The sequence below is a fragment of the Blastocatellia bacterium genome (genome assembly GCA_016713405.1).
Taxonomy (GTDB): Bacteria; Acidobacteriota; Blastocatellia; order Chloracidobacteriales; family JADJPF01; genus JADJPF01.
The window spans coordinates 20115-37754 of record JADJPF010000020.1 but is presented as its reverse complement, the minus strand read 5'-3'; the positions used below and the strand labels follow the sequence as shown (position 1 = coordinate 37754).

17 protein-coding genes are annotated in these 17640 nt (G+C 34.6%); 7 read left to right on the top strand and 10 right to left on the bottom strand.

The genetic code is table 11. From position 1 onward, the window contains the following. The first annotated feature begins 46 nt into the window (after positions 1-46). Both IPK14_18445 and IPK14_18440 read left to right on the top strand, forming a co-directional pair. Complete coding sequence (locus tag IPK14_18445; protein ID MBK7995279.1) at positions 47-265, top strand: hypothetical protein; 219 nt, start codon at positions 47-49, stop codon at positions 263-265. Then, the gene (locus IPK14_18440; protein MBK7995278.1) at positions 246-3581 is read left to right on the top strand and encodes a hypothetical protein; all 3336 of its coding nucleotides are present in this window, start codon (positions 246-248) and stop codon (positions 3579-3581) included. The genes IPK14_18445 and IPK14_18440 overlap by 20 nt, the downstream gene beginning before the upstream one ends. A gap of 78 nt (positions 3582-3659) precedes the next feature. Here IPK14_18440 and IPK14_18435 read toward each other — a convergent pair whose 3' ends face one another. Both IPK14_18435 and IPK14_18430 read right to left on the bottom strand, forming a co-directional pair. Next, positions 3660-4640: a hypothetical protein gene (locus IPK14_18435; protein ID MBK7995277.1), complete on the bottom strand. Its 981-nt coding sequence runs from the start codon at positions 4638-4640 to the stop codon at positions 3660-3662. A 2-nt stretch (positions 4641-4642) separates the two neighbouring features. Then, the gene (locus IPK14_18430; protein ID MBK7995276.1) at positions 4643-8293 is read right to left on the bottom strand and encodes a protein kinase; all 3651 of its coding nucleotides are present in this window, start codon (positions 8291-8293) and stop codon (positions 4643-4645) included. 335 nt (positions 8294-8628) lie between these two features. Here IPK14_18430 and IPK14_18425 point away from each other — a divergent pair, with 335 nt between their 5' ends. After that, positions 8629-9054, top strand: coding sequence for a YjbQ family protein (locus IPK14_18425; GenBank protein MBK7995275.1), 426 nt, complete (start codon positions 8629-8631; stop codon positions 9052-9054). Here the strand turns inward: IPK14_18425 and lpxB are convergent. Beyond that, positions 9051-10229 carry a lipid-A-disaccharide synthase gene (gene lpxB, locus IPK14_18420; GenBank protein MBK7995274.1) on the bottom strand — a complete coding sequence of 393 codons (1179 nt, stop codon included), beginning with the start codon at positions 10227-10229 and terminating at the stop codon, positions 9051-9053. The genes IPK14_18425 and lpxB overlap by 4 nt on opposite strands. A 263-nt stretch (positions 10230-10492) precedes the next feature. Between lpxB and IPK14_18415 the strand changes: the two genes are divergently transcribed. The 4 genes from IPK14_18415 to IPK14_18400 all read left to right on the top strand — a co-directional run bounded on the left by IPK14_18415 (position 10493) and on the right by IPK14_18400 (position 12667). Next, positions 10493-10780 (top strand): hypothetical protein, encoded by a 288-nt coding sequence (locus tag IPK14_18415; protein ID MBK7995273.1) that lies wholly within the window; start codon positions 10493-10495, stop codon positions 10778-10780. Positions 10781-10861: 81 nt separating this feature from the next. Further along, positions 10862-11284 (top strand): hypothetical protein, encoded by a 423-nt coding sequence (locus IPK14_18410; protein MBK7995272.1) that lies wholly within the window; start codon positions 10862-10864, stop codon positions 11282-11284. 12 nt (positions 11285-11296) lie between these two features. Beyond that, positions 11297-11779, top strand: coding sequence for a GNAT family N-acetyltransferase (locus IPK14_18405; protein MBK7995271.1), 483 nt, complete (start codon positions 11297-11299; stop codon positions 11777-11779). 24 nt (positions 11780-11803) lie between these two features. Continuing rightward, positions 11804-12667 (top strand): hypothetical protein, encoded by an 864-nt coding sequence (locus IPK14_18400; GenBank protein ID MBK7995270.1) that lies wholly within the window; start codon positions 11804-11806, stop codon positions 12665-12667. Between the two features lie 74 nt (positions 12668-12741). Here IPK14_18400 and IPK14_18395 read toward each other — a convergent pair whose 3' ends face one another. The 7 genes from IPK14_18395 to IPK14_18365 are packed head-to-tail and all read right to left on the bottom strand — an operon-like array spanning position 12742 to position 17636. After that, positions 12742-13245 (bottom strand): hypothetical protein, encoded by a 504-nt coding sequence (locus tag IPK14_18395; protein MBK7995269.1) that lies wholly within the window; start codon positions 13243-13245, stop codon positions 12742-12744. Continuing rightward, a complete protein-coding gene (locus IPK14_18390; GenBank protein MBK7995268.1) occupies positions 13235-14188 on the bottom strand; it encodes a radical SAM protein in 954 nt (317 codons plus the stop codon). Before IPK14_18390 ends, IPK14_18395 begins: the two co-directional genes overlap by 11 nt. Continuing rightward, complete coding sequence (locus IPK14_18385; GenBank protein MBK7995267.1) at positions 14178-15041, bottom strand: radical SAM protein; 864 nt, start codon at positions 15039-15041, stop codon at positions 14178-14180. Before IPK14_18385 ends, IPK14_18390 begins: the two co-directional genes overlap by 11 nt. Positions 15042-15044: 3 nt before the next feature. Beyond that, on the bottom strand, positions 15045-15653 hold the full coding sequence (locus IPK14_18380) for a hypothetical protein (protein ID MBK7995266.1): 609 nt from the start codon (positions 15651-15653) through the stop codon (positions 15045-15047). Positions 15654-15679: 26 nt separating this feature from the next. Then, the gene (locus tag IPK14_18375; GenBank protein MBK7995265.1) at positions 15680-15883 is read right to left on the bottom strand and encodes a hypothetical protein; all 204 of its coding nucleotides are present in this window, start codon (positions 15881-15883) and stop codon (positions 15680-15682) included. A gap of 7 nt (positions 15884-15890) precedes the next feature. Beyond that, positions 15891-16169, bottom strand: coding sequence for a hypothetical protein (locus IPK14_18370; protein MBK7995264.1), 279 nt, complete (start codon positions 16167-16169; stop codon positions 15891-15893). 45 nt (positions 16170-16214) lie between these two features. Beyond that, positions 16215-17636, bottom strand: a complete 1422-nt coding sequence (locus IPK14_18365) for a cytochrome b N-terminal domain-containing protein (GenBank protein MBK7995263.1) — start codon at positions 17634-17636, stop codon at positions 16215-16217. Positions 17637-17640 lie beyond the last annotated feature (4 nt).

Below are 17640 nucleotides of genomic sequence, written 5' to 3'. Positions count from 1 at the left end.
TAAACAAGAAGCTTTTTTAGATCAAACAGGTGAATATCAATTTTCAATGAAACTTCCTGAATCCTTTGCTGGTCGTAGCTTTGAACAAGGTGCGGCTCCGGTTGCTTTTCAAGTTTCTGTAACGGATGGCGCAAATCATACAGAAGAAAAGGCAGAAAGTTTATTAGTTTCAAACAATCCTATTTTAATTACTGCTGTACCTGAAAGCGGGGAAATGGGCTCCTCGTCTTACAAACCGAGTTTATTTGTTAACTGCTTATCCTGATGGCAGTCCAGCCGCTACAACTATTTCTGGTAATATCAAACCTGCAAGTTTAGTTACAGGTAAAGACGGCGTTGCAACTGTAGAACTTGATGGACAAACAAGCTACTTAAACCTTACAGCTAAAGATGCAAATGGCAAGGTTGGAACAGCTAATATTGCTCTAAAGAGTCGTCAAGTTTTAGGCGATAGCATTATGCTTCGCACACCTCAAGCCCTCTACAAAGTAGGTGAAAAGGTAGATGTTACAATTATTTCTACTCGTCCTAAAGGATCAGTTTATTTAGATATAATCAAAGATCGTCAAACTGTTTCCACTCGTGCTTTAGAGCTTGAGAACAATCAAGCTACAACTAGTTTTGATTTAAGCGCAGACCTTTTTGGTACTTTAGAAGTAAGAGCTTATATTTTTGGTAACAATGCAGACCCAGTTAGCGATAGACGATTGATTTTTGTTGACCCTGCGGATGATTTACAAATTGAAACTAAACTAGCAAAAGAATCTTTTCGACCTGGTGAAGAAGCAGCAATAGAAATGATAGTAAAAGATAAATCCGGCAATCCAAAAGTTGCTGTTTTAGATCTTCAAGTAGTTGATGAAGCTGTATTTGCATTAAGTGAGAAAAAACCAGGGCTAGAAAAAGTTTTCTTTTATCTTGAACAAGAACTCTTAAAACCACGCTATGAAATTCACTCCTTAAATGACACAGGAAATATTTTACCAGTTGGAGAAATTGACGCAGAAGCTAATATAGTTCGTAAAAATGCGGCTCAAGTGCTTTTGGCAGCAGCAACAGAAGTCAATATTTACACTTTAAGAACTGAACAAGGACAAAATGTTTTTGCTGCAAAAGCAGGAGAATATTACCCAAAATATTACCAGTCAATTAACAAACAAATGGAAAGAATAGTGGCAGGAATTAACAAGTATTATCAAGAAAATAAAACTTCCAGCTATGACTTAAAAGCTGATGTTCCTAAAGCAATTAAAGCTAATTACATTCAAGCAACAGATTTAATTGATCCTTGGGGACGAACAATAAAAATTGAAGGACAAACACAAAATAATTATGCAAACTATTATGCTGCTATTGATTGGTTAGGCGGGTTAGATGGACAACAATTTTATTTTCAACTTTATGGCTATAAGCAAAATGAAAAAGCTGTGTTTCAATTTAACTTAAATAGTTATTTTGAAGATGACAGAAGGGTAAAACGCAGAAATCAACGTGGTGATTTAATGGGAGGTGGTCTAAGACCTGAAGCCAACGGAGCAGCTTTAGAAATGGTTGCGGGTACTGCTGCACCTAAAATGGTTGATGCTATGGTTCCAAGAAAAGATACTGGTTCAGCAGACAAAGAAGCTAATAAACAAACTAAAACAGAAGGTTCAAGTGGTGGTGAAGGCGGTGGAGAAGAAACAAAAATACGTTCTTATTTTCCAGAAACACTTTATGTTAATCCTCGTCTTATAACTGATAAAACTGGTCGTGTAACTGTAAGAATTCCGCTAGCTGACTCAATAACTACTTGGCGAATGACAATGCTAGCTTCTACTAAAAAAGGTGCTTTAGGCAGCAGCACAGCAGGAATTAAAGTTTTCCAAGATTTCTTTATTGACTTAGATTTGCCGGTTTCACTTACTCAAGATGACACGGTTTCTATACCTGTTGCAGTTTATAATTATTTAACTGATGCTCAAACAGTTGAACTAACTCTAAAACAAGAAGACTGGTTTACTTTGGTTGAAGACACAGCAATTAAACAAGTAAATGTTGCTGCTGGTGAAGTAACAGCAAGCAGTTTTCGTATTCAAGCAAAACGCCTTGGAATCGGCAAATTAACCGTTTCAGCAAGACTTCTTAACCGTAATTCAGCCGCTAATGGTGATGCAATTGCTCGACAAATTGAAGTCTTGCCAAATGGCGAACAACAAAACGTTACAATTAATGACAGATTAGAAAACACTGCCAGCAAAGAAATTCTTATTCCAGAAATTGCTATTGCTGATGCTAGCAAGATTTTAGTTAAGTTTTACCCCGGCCCTTTAAGCCAAGTAGTTGAAGGCTTAGACAGTATGTTAAGAATGCCTGGAGGGTGTTTTGAGCAAACTTCTGCTACAACTTATCCAAATGTTTTAGTTTTGGATTATATGAAGACTACAAAGAAAATTACTCCTGAAATTCAAGTTAAGGCTGAAGGCTTTATTTCTACAGGCTATCAACGCTTGGTGACTTATGAAGTTAAGGGAGGCGGTTTTTCTTGGTTTGGTCAAGCACCAGCAAATAAAATCTTAACCTCTTTTGGGTTAATGGAATTTTTTGATATGTCAAAAGTTCATGAAGTTGACCCAAGATTAATAGAGCGAACTCAAGCTTGGCTTGCTTCACAACAACAAGCTGATGGTAGTTGGCGGCCAGACACAGATTTTATTGATGAAGGTGCAACAAATAATTTTCATAATGACCAAGTAAGAATCACAGCTTATATTGCTTGGGCATTGGGCTATACTGGCTATAAAGGCGACGCAATCGCAAAAGCAAAAAGCTTTATTGATAAAAATCTAAATGGTAAAGAAGACACTTACACTTTAGCAATTTTAGCTAACTTTGCTGTAGATTCTCGTCAAGACGTGGCCTGGACTACACGTATAATTAATTCATTAGTTGGAAAAGTAGAAGAACAAGAAAAATCTGCTGTTTGGAAAATGGAAGGTAAAACCCCAACTTATTCACATGGCAATATGGCAGATATTGAAACAACTGCATTAGCTGCTCAAGCCTTGATTAAATCAGGTAGTAGCCCAAATTTAGTTGTTAAAGCTCTAAAATACTTAAATGATAAAAAAGACTCTTTTGGAAACTGGCATTCTACACAAGCAACAATTCTTTCACTTAAAGCTTTGTTACTTTCACAACAAAAATCTAGCGGTAAAGATACAACTGGCACAATTGCAGTTAGTATTAATGGACAAAAAATTACTGATTTAGTTATTACTGAAGATAACAATGACGTGATGCAACAGCTTGACTTAAAACCTTATACAAAAGTTGGAAATAATAAATTAGATTTTCAATTTGCTGGTAAAGGTTCAATGATGTATCAAATAGTTGGACGTTATTATAAGCCTTGGCAAAGCCGTTTAGAGCCTATTCAAACTATAGAACCACTTTCTATAGACATTAAATATGACCGCACTAGACTAGCTAAAGAAGACATTGCAACAGCAACTGTAACTGTCTTTGCTTCTACGGTTTATCAATATTATAACCCTGAAGTAAAAGCCACTTCTAAGCCTGTGGAGATAGTTGCAAACTAAAAAAATATATAGATAAATATGCTAACAAAAGAGATTGTCTGACAATCTCTTTTTTAGTTAGCTTTTTTCTTCAAACTTCTACTTTTGTTTAAAGTTACGAGTCATTTTCTTAAATTCGCTAATAAATTGATCTTTGGCTTTTGCACCCACCACACCTTGAAAAATATAGTAAGTTTTTCCTTCAAAAAGAATTGTTTGATAAATGGCTACAGGGGTGTTTGTAGAAGCATCTTCACCGCTAGCAACTAGCTCATAACCGCTTAACGCGCCTATAGTGATAGGTTCATTGGTTTGAACTACGATATTTTTATTTTCTACAGTTTGATTAAGGCGGCTTTCTGCAAAAGCTTTTTGGTCAGCTATTTGTTCTTCTGCTAGGTCGGAAACCGCTTTTCCAACAATAAAAATAGGAGCATCTACAGCAACGGGAAATTGACCATCTTTGCTATAAAGTAATGTGGATTGTACACGTTTAGCAAATTTTAAAGGGCTGGAACTATCATCAAGAGTAAAAGTTAAGTCTGCAAATGGGTCTACAACTTTTTTGCGATCCCATTTTGCACTAAGTATTGAATCTTTAAGAGGTGCAAGCAGGTCTTTTTCTGTTTCAACTGGAAATGATGCAACTACAAAAATTGTTTCTTGATCATCGCCAAATAAAATACCTAATTTGCCAAAATCTTGACCATAAGCTTGTTGGGAGAATTTAATAATTAGCCCAGGATAGCCATCAATTGTAGTTTTTTCTGTAGATTGAAGGATCATTCCACGGGATTTAAGATTTTCTGCTGTAAAACTTTCAGAGACTTCTTTATATGGGCCAGGTAGTTCTGTAACAATTATTGTTGCCCCACTAGAGTTTTGTTGAAAGCCTGGAAAGTTTGTTGATTCTATAAATCCAGCAGGCTTAATTAAATTAACTTTAGTTCCTTTTATTGCTGTTGGTTGTTCTGGAGCAGGGTTTTGCGCAGGAGTAGGTTCTTGAGCAAAAATTTTATATGTTGAAGTAATGCTAAAGAAACTAAATACTAGAATTACGCTTACTAAAATATTTTTCATTCCTAACTCCTGGTGTTAAAACTTAATTTATCTTGTAGTTCATAAAGGGGCTTTTTATTTTCTAAAAATGCTTCTATATCTGCTTCAGAATCAAATTCTTTCTTTAATTTTTCTATGATTTCTATTGCTTGCGAGAGGTAAGAAGAAGTTATTTCTGAACATTCTTTGTAATGGTGATATTTGGCAAGACCAAACATTGCTTGCCACTGACAATCAATATGAGGAATGGTTTTAGCTAAATCCAAGGCTTTTTCATATGTAGTTAAAGAACTATCCCACATTTCATTTTCTTGTTCTACTTTAGCTAAATGACAAAGTATTTCACAATAATTTAGCTTTTCTCCCCATTGAGCTAGACTTTCACACATTGAGCGTAAATTATTTATAGTTTCTTCAGATGGATTAATACGAGCATTAAGTAAGGCTAAAGTAGGAGCTACAATAACTTGACCTGGAAGATCTGGGACTTCCTGCATAATTTCTAGACTGCTAGATAAAGATTCCTCGGCTGTAGCCACGTCAATTTCTGCACTATAGGCTTGATGACGGCCAAAGAGGAAATGCAAATAACCTTCATAATTAACCCAGCCATAAATACGAGCTAGCTTTAAGCCTGTTTGATAGTAAGAATTAAGGGTAGATGTATTACCTTCATATTCAGCTATCCAAATAGAAAAAATTAATGCTAAACACTCTCGATAAGGGTCATAGCTTTCTTGGGCTAGTTGACGAGCGCGATTTAAGCTTGTTCGGGCTTGTCGCCAACTACCTGCAAAATGTTGTAAATAGCCTATTGAACAAAGTGAAGCACAACGTAAGGCTTCATCTTCGGCTTGTTTAGACATTTTATAAAGATTTTCAAATAAAGTAATAGCTACTTCTAATTTTGAAATATGAGCATGACAACCTGCAATATTATAAATAAGACGACGAATGGTTTCTTCATCATTTACAGTTCGAGCTAAAACTAGTCCAGCAGAACCAATTTCTATTCCTTGGCTATAATGACCATTACGATTACAAATAGTTAAAACAGCTAAATGATAAAGTGCAAGCAGTGAAGCGTCTTCGATTTGTGTCATAAGCTCTTGCATTTTATCAAGTTCAAGCTCTGCTTCTCTAAAACGATTAAGGCGCAAAAGTGATTGAAGTCTTAATAATTTAAGCTCTGTTAATTTATTTAAGGCATCTTTATCAAGCTCTGCTAGATTTGAGGCAGCATCTTCTGTATAACGGGAAAAACGAATCACTTCATCTAACATAGAATGTTGCCAGGCTCGTTCTGTAACAGAACATCCATGTTGAAAGGCTCTTTCCCAAGCACCTGCTAAATAATTGTGATAAGCAAACTCTGCACCAACACGAAACTTTTTAGTGTGTCTTAAAGAGTTATAAGCCTTGGCTATGTCGCTATGAAGTGCTTTGGCTTCAGCCAAAGAAATATTGTCATAAATGCTACGTCTAATTAAATTATGATAAAAGCGCAAGACTTGACCTTGGCTAGTGGTTTCTTCTTTTACTAACAAATAATCAATAGCAGGGATAAGAATATCTTTTAATTGATCCGCCGTTTTACCTATAATAATTTCTAGTAGGTCAAAATTAATAATTTCTTCTATAGCAGAGGAAAACTTAAGAACTTTTTGTAGTTCTAAAGGAAGTAGTGCCATTTTTTCTTGTACAATCTTAGCAATACTATTAGGCACTTTATTTGGTATTATTGGTTCTACTTGCCAAATATTATTTTGTAGGGAAATTTTGTTGCTAAGAACTAAAAGACTAACAAGTTGAATTAAATAAAGCGGATTTCCTTCTGTTATTTGTTGTAGGGATTCAATATCTTGTTGTTGAATGCCAATAGCCTGAAAAATATTTTCTAGAAGTAGAGAAATATTTGTTTGATCCAACTTAGCTAATTCTAAGCTTTGATAATAAAAATAGCGTTTTTGGGACTTAAACCAACTGCTAAATAAACTTTCTCGGTTAAGTTCTTCAGAACGGACTGTGCCAACAAAAGAAAAATTTTTTAATTCACTATTACGCAGTAAATAGCCTAGAAATTCTAGGCTAAGAGTATCAGCCCATTGAAGATCTTCTACTATTAATATTTGAGGAGAAATTTTAGTCCTATCCTCTAAGGTTTTTACTAAACGGTCAAATAACTGCCACTTTTTTTCTTCTCGTTGCTCTCGCAGCATAGCGGTTGATAAATTGCTAGATTTAGCACTGCGGTCAAGCAATTTAATATTTGGAAGCAAGCTTAATAATTCTTTTAATACATGCAATGGTTCTATTGAAGTTGCACCAAACTCTGTAAAATTGCCAACTAAAACAGTTATTTTTTGACTTTCAGCCCATTGTTTTAACTGATTAACTAGGGTTGTTTTACCTATACCTGCTTCTCCAACAATAAAAATAGGTTGGGTAGTTGAGGATGTGTTAATTTCTTCTTGTAATTGAGCTAAGGCTGTTTCTTGTCCAACATATTGTTGAAAATTTATTGTATCAATAAATATTGGTAAATCACCGCTATGTATTGGGTCAGGTAAATCAAAAGATTCAAGTTCTACAGAAGAATCAGTTTGTTCTAAATTAGAAATAGATGAGGAGATAATTTGGCTTTTTTCTGAGTCTGACCCATTTAAGTTCTCTACTGGAGAAGGAATGGTCAAAGTATCGCGAGTAACTAAATTAGAAATTACCGCTGTTAGTTCCTCAACCATTGCTGTAGCGGTTTGATAACGATCCTCTGGCTTTTTAGCTAAAGCTCGTAAAATAACATCATCAAACTCTATTGGTAGTCCAGGATTACGGCTAGATGGTAAGTCAGGCGAATCATTAATATGTGCCATCATTACTTGATAAGCTTTTGGTGCATTAAATGGAACTGTACCTGTAAGCATTTGATAAAGAATAATACCTAATGTATAAATATCTGTTGTCGGGCCAACAGGCTCACTTAATGCTTGTTCTGGAGAGGTATAAATAGGCGCACCAAAGATTTGACCTTGTAATGTAGTAATTACAGCATCTTCTTGTGTGTTTGAATCCTCAAGGACTAAGCGAGCAGTGCCAAAATCTAATACTTTTACTTGCTCATTGCCGCTTGTGTCTTTACAAAGCATCAAGTTAGCAGGTTTTAAGTCTCGGTGGATAATACCTAAACTATGAGCAACATCTAAAACTGCACCAACTGGACGTAAAATTTCTAATGCACGTTGTGGGCGTAAAGGGGAATGGTCTTGTAGATATTTTTCTAGGGTAATACCATTTACATATTCCATTACCATAAATAGCAAGCCACCATCAGTAATATTAAAATCATAGACGGTAACTGCATTTGGGTGGGAAAGACGACGAGCCGCCTTAGCTTCTCGTCGAAATCGCATTAAAGAATCAGTTTTTTCTGTATTTGCAGGAGCAATTACTTTTATTGCTACAATATCACCAATACCTAAATGTTTAGCCTTAAAGACTGTGCCAACGCTGCCTTCACCAATTTTAGCTTCAATTCGGTAAGTGTGGTTAATAACTTGGCCTACTAAATAGTTTAATGAGCTTGATGGAGAATCACTTTCTAACGGAACACCATCAATAGGGCAAAACCTTATGTCATTAAACCACTGTTTGCCACAGATGCTGCAAAATTTCATGCTCTTGCCTCAGCGAAAATAATAACGCCTCGTTTTTTAAGTATCAAAAAGTAAAAATTTTACTGCAATTAATAGTTTGCTCTATTTATCATTAAATATTTACATATTTTGATTGTTTTAGAGCCAAAGAATAAAAGGTTTAGTAATAAAACCTTAAGGCAATATTTGATTTATTTTTGGTAAAACAACCTGTTTTTGTAACATCAAAGTATTGTTAAATCAATATGGAAAACCTGATCTAAGAAATTTTTTTTTGCTACTATAAAGTTTGCCCCAATTTAGTTAATATTCTTAACTTCATCAATCAGTTTTTTAATATTTTAAATAGGTTAGAAATGTCAAATTATAAAGTTTTTCAAGAATTTTTAGAAATTAATACTAATGGACTAGGTTTTATTAATATTACTGATCGTGTTGCTAATATTGTAAAGATAAGTCAAATTACTACAGGGCTTTGTACAGTTTTTATTCAACATACTTCTGCTAGTTTAATAATTCAAGAAAATGCTGATCCTTCTGTACTAAGAGATTTATCTAGATGGATGAATAAACTAGCTCCTGAGTCGGATAACTGGGAGCATGACGCAGAAGGCTCTGATGATATGCCTGCACATGCTCGGAGTGTTTTAACAAAAACCTCTGAAAATATTCCAATTAGTAACGCTAAATTAGCTTTAGGAATTTGGCAGGGTCTTTATTTATGGGAACATCGCCGACGCGCTCACCGGCGGCGGTTAATAATTCATATTGCAGGTATCTAGTTTTTTAACAATTTATAAGGACTAGCATCTTTTAGCAAAATTTCTAGCAAAATATTAGCAGCCTTTTGTGATGCTCCACCATCGCCTAAACGCCTGCGGATTTCTTGATAACCTTCTTGTAATCGCTTTTGCTCTGAAGAAGAATTAAGTAATTTTTCTATCTCCTCAGCAATTTGCTCACCGCTTGCTTGGTGTTGGATTAACTCTGTGATTAGCTTTTTATTTATTATGTAATTAGGTAGTCCATAATAAGGTAGTTTTGTATATTTTGACCAAAGAAACCAAGTTAGTCGAGACACTCGCCCAATAATAATAGCAGGAGTGTTAAGCAAAGCTGTTTCTAATGTTGCTGTACCTGCTGCAACTACAGCACAATCAGCCGCAGAAACTATGTCATAAGTTTTTCCTGTAATTAATTTTATAGGAACTTTAACACCATCTAGCTTTTTTGCTATTTTGCTAGGGTCTAAAGTGTTAGCTAGAGGGATAACAAATTGATAAGCAGGGTTTTTTTGATAAAGAATTTCTGCTGCTGCTTTTAAGTATGGTAGTAGTAGCTTAATTTCTATGTTACGACTGCCAGGAAGTAGTGCAATAATTGGTTTATTAGCTTCTAATCCTAATTCTTTACAAATTTCTTCTTTAGATAGTTTTGCTGCTACTTTATCAACTAGAGGATGTCCAACAAAACTAACATTTAGGTTATGTTGGTGGTAAAAGTCTACTTCAAAAGGTAGAATCACCAACATATAATCAATTAATTTGATAATTTTAGTAATTCGTTCAGCCCGCCAAGCCCAAATTTGAGGGCTAATATACCAAAGAACAGGAACTCCTGCCTTTTTCAACTTTTCAGCTAATTTTAAGTTAAAGTCTGGAAAATCAACCAGTACGGCTAAGTCTGGTTTTTCAGTTACAATTGACTCTGCTAACTCTTTTAGCGTTCGTAAAATAGTTGGTAGGCGTGATAGAACTTCTACTAAACCTATAACGCTAACTTTACGCAAATCATGAGTAAGCCTAGCACCTGCTGCAAGCATTTCTACTCCACCCATCCCATAAAATTCTACTGTGTGGAGGTTTTCCTTAACTGCCCGAATTAAATTGCTAGCATGTAAATCACCAGATGCTTCACCAGCAACGATAAATATTTTTTTTCCTTTAGGTGTGTCCATTTTTCCTCAAAAGTACGGCTTGCAATTATGAAATAGAACATGGCTAATTAGCTAGTAATAATGGAGTTATTTTAGATAAATCATAAAAAAATTTTTTTAGCAATAAATCGGTTGACATATTTTAAAAAAGTTGCATGATAGAGAGATATACCAAAAACAAAAATTTCCCACTAACTAAACTAATTGAGTTAATACTAAAAAATTAACCCAACTATATGTTAAGTGAGTTGATCTTTGTCAAAATAAAAGACCAGGAGTACATCATGATAGAAAAGTATTTTTACAGTCTCGAAGATTTAGCCAAATGGGCGGTCTCTAACAAAATAGATACTATTTCTCTTGATGCACATAAATGCCTTAGCGTAAATGGTGCGGTTCGCTATGGACTTACTTGTATTGCAAAGGGTGCTAGCAAAGAAAAATACATTGACGGTCGCTACAACACTTATAAACATTCAGATCCTAGTTCAATGGATAAAGAAGCAAGCGATATTGAAAAGAAACTTCGTAGCTATGGTATTGCGGTAGACCGTTTTACTTTGCCTGTTTAGAACTATAGCTAAGGCAAATTGTAAAAACAAAATAGATGATAAATAATCGGCTAATAAGCATTTAATAATATTGAGGGGATTATGGGATTAGCCATTAAACTCAGCCTATTAGCCGCAGGCGTGTTTTTACTTTTTGGTATGCTCTCAGGAGTAATTAAGTATAGATACATTATGACTAGCCCTAGTCATAATGCACCCGCCTATATTGATATTGCTCATCGTGCTTCATTTCTTTATAGCTTTGCTGCTCTAGTAATTGCAAAATTACTAGAATATAGTCCCTATTCTAATTTTATACAGATACTTGCTACAATAATTCCTCTTACCTTTTTTACCCTAACTATAGTTGGTTATTTTATTACTGGGCTACAAAATCAAACTGATAATTTATTTAGCAAAAGAAACTTTATTTCTACTTGGTTTATGTATTTGCTTATACCTGGGGAAATTCTAGGAATGCTAGTAATTCTTTGGGGCTTTATTTCTACACAATTTTTTTCCTAGTAAATTAAATTTATGAATTCTGACCAGGAAATCTTTCAAAAAATAGCATTTAGACCTGCTTGTTATCAGGATTACGATTTTCTCTATCAGCTACATATAGCTACTATGAAAGATTACGTTGATAAAACTTGGGGTTGGAATGATGATTTTCAGCAGAAAATGTTTAAGGAAAATTTTGAGCCTGATAAATTAAAAATTATTACTTTTGATAAAAAAGATATTGGAATAATAGTTGTAGAAAATAGTGATAAAGATGTATTTTTAAGAGTAATAGAAATATTGCCTAAATACCAAAATAAAGGTATTGGTAGATGTATAATTCAAGATATGCTTGATAAAGCTAAAAATGCAAATAAAGTAGTATTTTTATATGTATTAAAAGTAAATCCTGCACAAAATTTGTATAAAAGCTTAGGCTTTGAAATAGTTAGCGAAACAACAACTCATTATATTATGAGAACAAATTATAAAAGTACGGACACTTTAATTTTTTAATTTTCTATTTTAAGGACAAATTTAATGGAAGTGCCACAAACAAAATACTTAAAAGCACTTTATAAAAGTAACTTTAATTTAGTATTTATTGGAGTAATGATTTTTCTAAGTTTAGTTGTTCATCCTGCAATGATTTTTTTTCTAGCTGCTGGTCAATTAGGAGTTTTTATGTTAGGGCAACTTGGTTTTGTACAAAAAATGCTTCAAGCAGGATTTGAAAGAGAGCTTAAAAGAGAGCAAGAAGAAAAAGAAAACCTTATTGCTAGCAATTTACCGGCTAGCTATCAAAGTGATTTTAATTCCTTAAAACATCTTTGTGGAGAAATACAAAAACGGGCAAATGAGCAGGGTACAGATAAAGCTTCTATGATAATGGTAGGTGGGCTAGTTGAAAAGCTAGATAATTTTCGTTTTGAATATGTGCAAATGCTACGCGCTCATTCTTTACTAGCTAATCGTAACTATAAGCAATTACAAGGGATGCTAGAACGAGAAATTAAAACAGCAGAGCAAAATCTTTGTAATGAGCAGTCTGATCAAGTTCGTGGTGCAATTGCACAAAACTTAAAAATCCTTCGTCAAAGATTTAGTAAAATAAAACAATTAGAAAGCTTAGTCCGACTAATTGAAGCACGTCTTCAAGTTGTCCGTAACTCTTTGCAACTAATTCAAGATGAACTTTATAGCATGACAAATGTTCGTGGTATTTCTGAAATGGTAGATGGACTACTAACAAATATGGAAATTAGCGACGAGTTTCGCATCTCTTATAATGAATTATTAGAAGGAGAAAATGCCGCCATATCTTCTTTACCTGCTTTAGATATGGCAGCAGGAGAAAGCGAAATGCCAATTAATAGACCTAAACAACATAATAGATTTAATTAATATTGGGGCGCGAGCATCTTGCTCGCAGGTTTTAAGTTTCAACAAGATGCGGATGAGGACATCCGCGTTCCCATTTATTTTTCTGGCTCCCATTTTCCATTTTGCCAAATAAATTTTTGATCATAATTTTCGTCATCTTTAGAAGCAACTTGACGCTTCTTAAGCTGACCGTCTGCTAAATCCCATTTTTCATCCCATTTTTCATTGCGGTTTAAGTCAACTTTTAACCTTGTCCAAGTCTTATCGCTTGCCTCTCTATAAAAATTGACCTTAAATGATTCATTTGGAAAAGCGTCTTTAATCTTGTCGCCGCTAGCCGCTTGTCCTAATTGAGCTAAGACTTTTTGCTCAATTGCACGTCCCGAGCTAGCAGTAGAATTACCAGATGTTGTTGTAGTCGGTGCTGCTGTTGTTGCTGGATTAGCACCTGTATTTCCTGGAATAGGCGTTTCTCTAGGCACATCTAGCTTTTTGGCTACCTCTGGAGTTTGTGTTGCTGTTGGTTCAGAAGAACCACCACAACTAATAGAAATAAAGCTAATTAATATTACTAAGCAAATTAATGATTTAATTTTCATGTCTTACCTCTAAAAAATTGTCTTTAGGCATCATGCCACGTTCAATTGGGACAGTACAATTGCAATATGAATATAAACAAGGTGAAGGCCCTGCGGCTAGTTGAAAACTAGGGGAAAGAAAATTTCCTAAATATTGAGCGCGAAAACGTCGTGCAGGATAACATCGCCAAGCATTCCCTAAGTCATCTAGCGTAAAAGAATACCTACCAGCCCAACAGGGACGGCCCAAAAATGACCAAGCCACTTTTCCTAAACCATTATGCCCGCCTAATTGTACAAGTCCTTGTTTTTCTTCCTCTGTATAATCAATAACATCACCTTGAAATTTTTCTGGTTGAACTTTTAAGCGTAAACCCTTATCAGCAAATAATTTAACTAGTTCTTGTAACTTAGGAAAATTCTCTCTAGTGGCTACACAAGTTGCATTAAAAGAAGCTTGTAAGGGAAGATTATTTTGTACCAGCAAAGCTTTTTGAATAAATTCGTTAAGCTCTTTATCACTCTTAACATACTCTAAATGAAGGCTAGCAGAAAATACTAATAACTTATCTTGAATACTTGATAGAAAGGCTAGTAATTTTTTTTCTGAAGCAGAAAAATTAGTAACAACACTAGCAAAATGACCGCAGTTTCTTAAACCTTCTATAATTTCTAGTAAAGTTGGGTGTTGAAAAGGCTCGCCGCCTGATAGCTTAATTTCCCATTCTCCTGGCAAACGCTTAAAAGCAGCTAAAAAGAGTTCTGTATCCTTTGCCCAACGTGCGCGATTATCTAAAAATTTTTGTGTGCAATATGAGCAGCGATAATTACAAGTAGTGTTTATATTCCAAGTTACTACACCCCTACTTGGTTCAGCCGTCGCGCTATAACCTGCTGAATCCATTAGGGTTTTAGGCGGCCAAGCTAAAGGCTTAATTCTACTTTTAATTGCTTCAATCTTCATAAACTATTTTATTAATGCCTTCAATCATCCCGCGATTGGCTGGCACGGTACAAGGGCAAATATCATATTTACAAGCACTTGGAGCAGTTTTTAATTTTACTGTATCAGTTAAAACATTTCCTAAATAGCCTTCCTGAAATCTTTTAGCCGTCCGACAAGACCAGGCATTCCCTTTTTGGTCTAATACAAAATATTCTACACCTGTCCAACAAAGCAAACCACGATAGGACGGAGCAAGATTAGCTTGCTTGCTAGATGGATTTTTGCCTGTTAATTGGATAACCAAGTCTTTGTCTTCTAAGTTGTAAGAAAAAACTCCATGTTTAGTTTTCATTATTTGAGGAAAATATTTAAGTCCTGCTTGCTCTACTAAACTTTTCACTTCCAATAAATTAGCTAAAGTGTTTGGCACTAGCACATTGTTGATTACTAGACTTGTTGTAGGTGCTAGCCACTCTCGAAAACAGCTTACTTTTTCTACAAAATCCATTGCTTGAACATATTCCAAATGCAGACTAACAGAAACTACAGATAGTTTATCCCCTAGCAAATCAACAAAGCGACGTAAAACAGTTAGTGGAGCAGAAAAATTAGTTAGAACAGAAACTTTATGAGGCAATAAGGCTAGTCCTGGGACTATTTTGTCCATAAATCCCTTAAAAGCAAATGGCTCGCCTCCAGACATTTTTATTTCCCAATTTCCTTGTAAAGTGGCAAAAAATTCTAAAAATTTTTCTATTTCCTCTTCGCTAGGATAACCTTGACGAAATTTCTTTGATTGTATGCAATATGAGCAATCATAATTGCATATCCCATTTGTTTGCCATTCAATAGTTGGTTGCCTAAATAACATAATTTAAGATAAAAAACCTAAATTGTCTTTTTCTACTTTTGTTTCTTTAACCCGTTTTTGTGTTTTTTTAGTTAATTTTTGTAGTTGTAATATTACTGTGTCAACATTTGTTAGCAGCATTTCTTGTTCCTTTTTTTCTAGCTCATTGAAATTTATAAAATTTAACATTTCCATCATTAAATAAATTTGTTCTCTAAAAAAAGACTCTGAGCTAGGAGAAAAATTTATTTCCTCTATTTGTAAATCCGTTAAATTTGCTAAATTTGCTAAATTTCTCTGAGTTGCTTTAGAAGTTTCTGCAAACTCTGGCTCAATGCTGGACTCACTTTTTCCTAATTTTAAGTCTATTTCCTCTCTTAACCTGTGAATAATCCAATTTTGGTTGCGACAGTGATTAAAAAACTCTACTCGAATTTTAATAGCCTCTTTTTTGCCAACATTTAAGCTTTCTTCGTTTAGTCTTTTTAATTGCAGTGCTTCAAATAGCGTAATTTGTCCAACTTCCAACCATTCTTTTATGTCTTCAGGACAACTTAAAACACGCAAATAATTATCTGTAAAAGTGCGAAATGAGATACGCTTTTGACTATGTTCCTGCAAAATTTCGCTCATTGTCTCAACTATATTTAATAGAACATTTACAGGAATTTGCTGATTTTTTCTATTTGGTTTGGATTATCCCGTAATCTATCTAATTTAATATATGGAGTTAAAACATTTTTTGATTTTTCAAGGAGAATTTCAAGAAGTTGAGTAATTTTTTGAGGACAAGCAAAAACGTCAAACCGACGTTGGCGGGCTTGGGCAGAATATTTTAATTGTGCAAGATTTTGCAGTGTCATAAAGAAATTATTGTTTTCGTTGTCTTTTTAGTTCTAATAGCTTTTTTTCCGCTTCAATTAATTTTTCTTGATTTTTAAAATTTGTGTCTAATTGAAGGTTACTAGCGGGTTGGTCAGACTTTTTGCTTAAATTAATTAATTTCCAAGCTAGCATTCCTACTAAGTAAATAACAGCTAAAATAATAGCTATATAAACAAGAGAAGTTAACACGCCAATTAGCCAAAGTGTAAGCCAAAGAGCTATTACAGCCAATAAAATAGCTAAGATAACCTTTATTATTTTCACTGTTTTTACTCCTAATAAAATTAGTCGTCTGACAGTGATTTTAGCTTACTTTAATGAAACTATCCAATCGGCTAATTCTTGACGTTCTTTTTCTGATAAATCACTAAATTTAGGCATAGTTACAGCTAAACCATAGCTTTGGGGGTCTTCTAAAATTTTAATAATGTCATCACGAGTACGTTTTTCTTTTTGAGATAAATTAATTAATTTAGAGCCTAATTGACCTTGACCCTTATCGCCATGACAGGCAGCACATTTAGCTTGGTAAATTGCTGGTGGCGGAGCATTTGAGGCTTGAGCCGCCGTTTCAGCAGCTTTACCTGTTGTTTTAGGAACAAAAGGAGTTTTTAGGAAAGCTTTTCCATCAGTTACTTGTTTTTCTAGTTGCTTTCTTACTAATGGATCTTTTCGATCATCTCTTAGTGCTAGTCCAGTAATTAAAATTACACTACAAACTAAAACAAGGGCTGACACGCAAGCTATAGGACGTTTGAAGGGGTTACGCTCAGGATTTTTATCTAAAAATGGAAGTAGGAAAATAATTGTAAAAACTATGCCAGGTATAATCACGGCTGGAATTAATACTAGATTACCTGGAAAATATTTTAGAAGTTGGAAAAGAAATAGAAAATACCATTCAGGGCGCGGGATATAGCTAGCATCAGCCGGATTTGCCTCTGGTTCAAGTGGTGCAGGCATAAAGTAGCTAATTGATGAAAGTAATCCAAAAAGTAAAAATGCAAAGGCTGAATCCTTAAAAAACTGTTTAGGAAAAAATGGTTCAGAAGTGGGAGTTTCTCGAAAATCTCCAGAATGGTTAGCTCTGCGTAGTAAAAATAAATGTCCTGCGGTAAAAATAACTAATATTGCTGGTAAAACAGCAACATGAATTACAAAAAACCGAGAAAGTGTTAAAGTAGAGAGTCCATCGCCGCCCAAGGCAATTTTTGACATTGGTTCGCCAATAACAGGAAGGGCGGACATCAAGTTAATTGCTACTGCTGTACCAAAATAAGCTTTTTGATCCCAAGGGAGTAAATAGCCAGTAAAACCAAATCCTAAAATAATAAAAAATAGCGTTACACCCGCTAACCAAACTAATTCACGCTTATTTTTATAAGATCCCCAAAAGAAAGTACGTAGCATATGTAGCACAGCTAAAATTACTATAATGCTAGTACCATAATGATGAAGACCACGAATAAAACTTCCTGCCATAACTTCTTTTTGAATATAGGCTACACTAACGTGTGCAAATTCAGCAGCAGGAACATAATAAAGTAGTAGTAATGCGCCAGTAAAGAATTGTAAAGTTAAGGAAAATAAAAGTGCGCTACCTAGAACATATACCCAACGAGTGCCACCTGGGATAGCCTCATTCATTAAGTGATCCCAAATAGCTTTAGCTCCTGTTCTTTCATTCACCCATTCTACAAGAGAATTTAATTTATCTAATTTTATAGCCACAAAT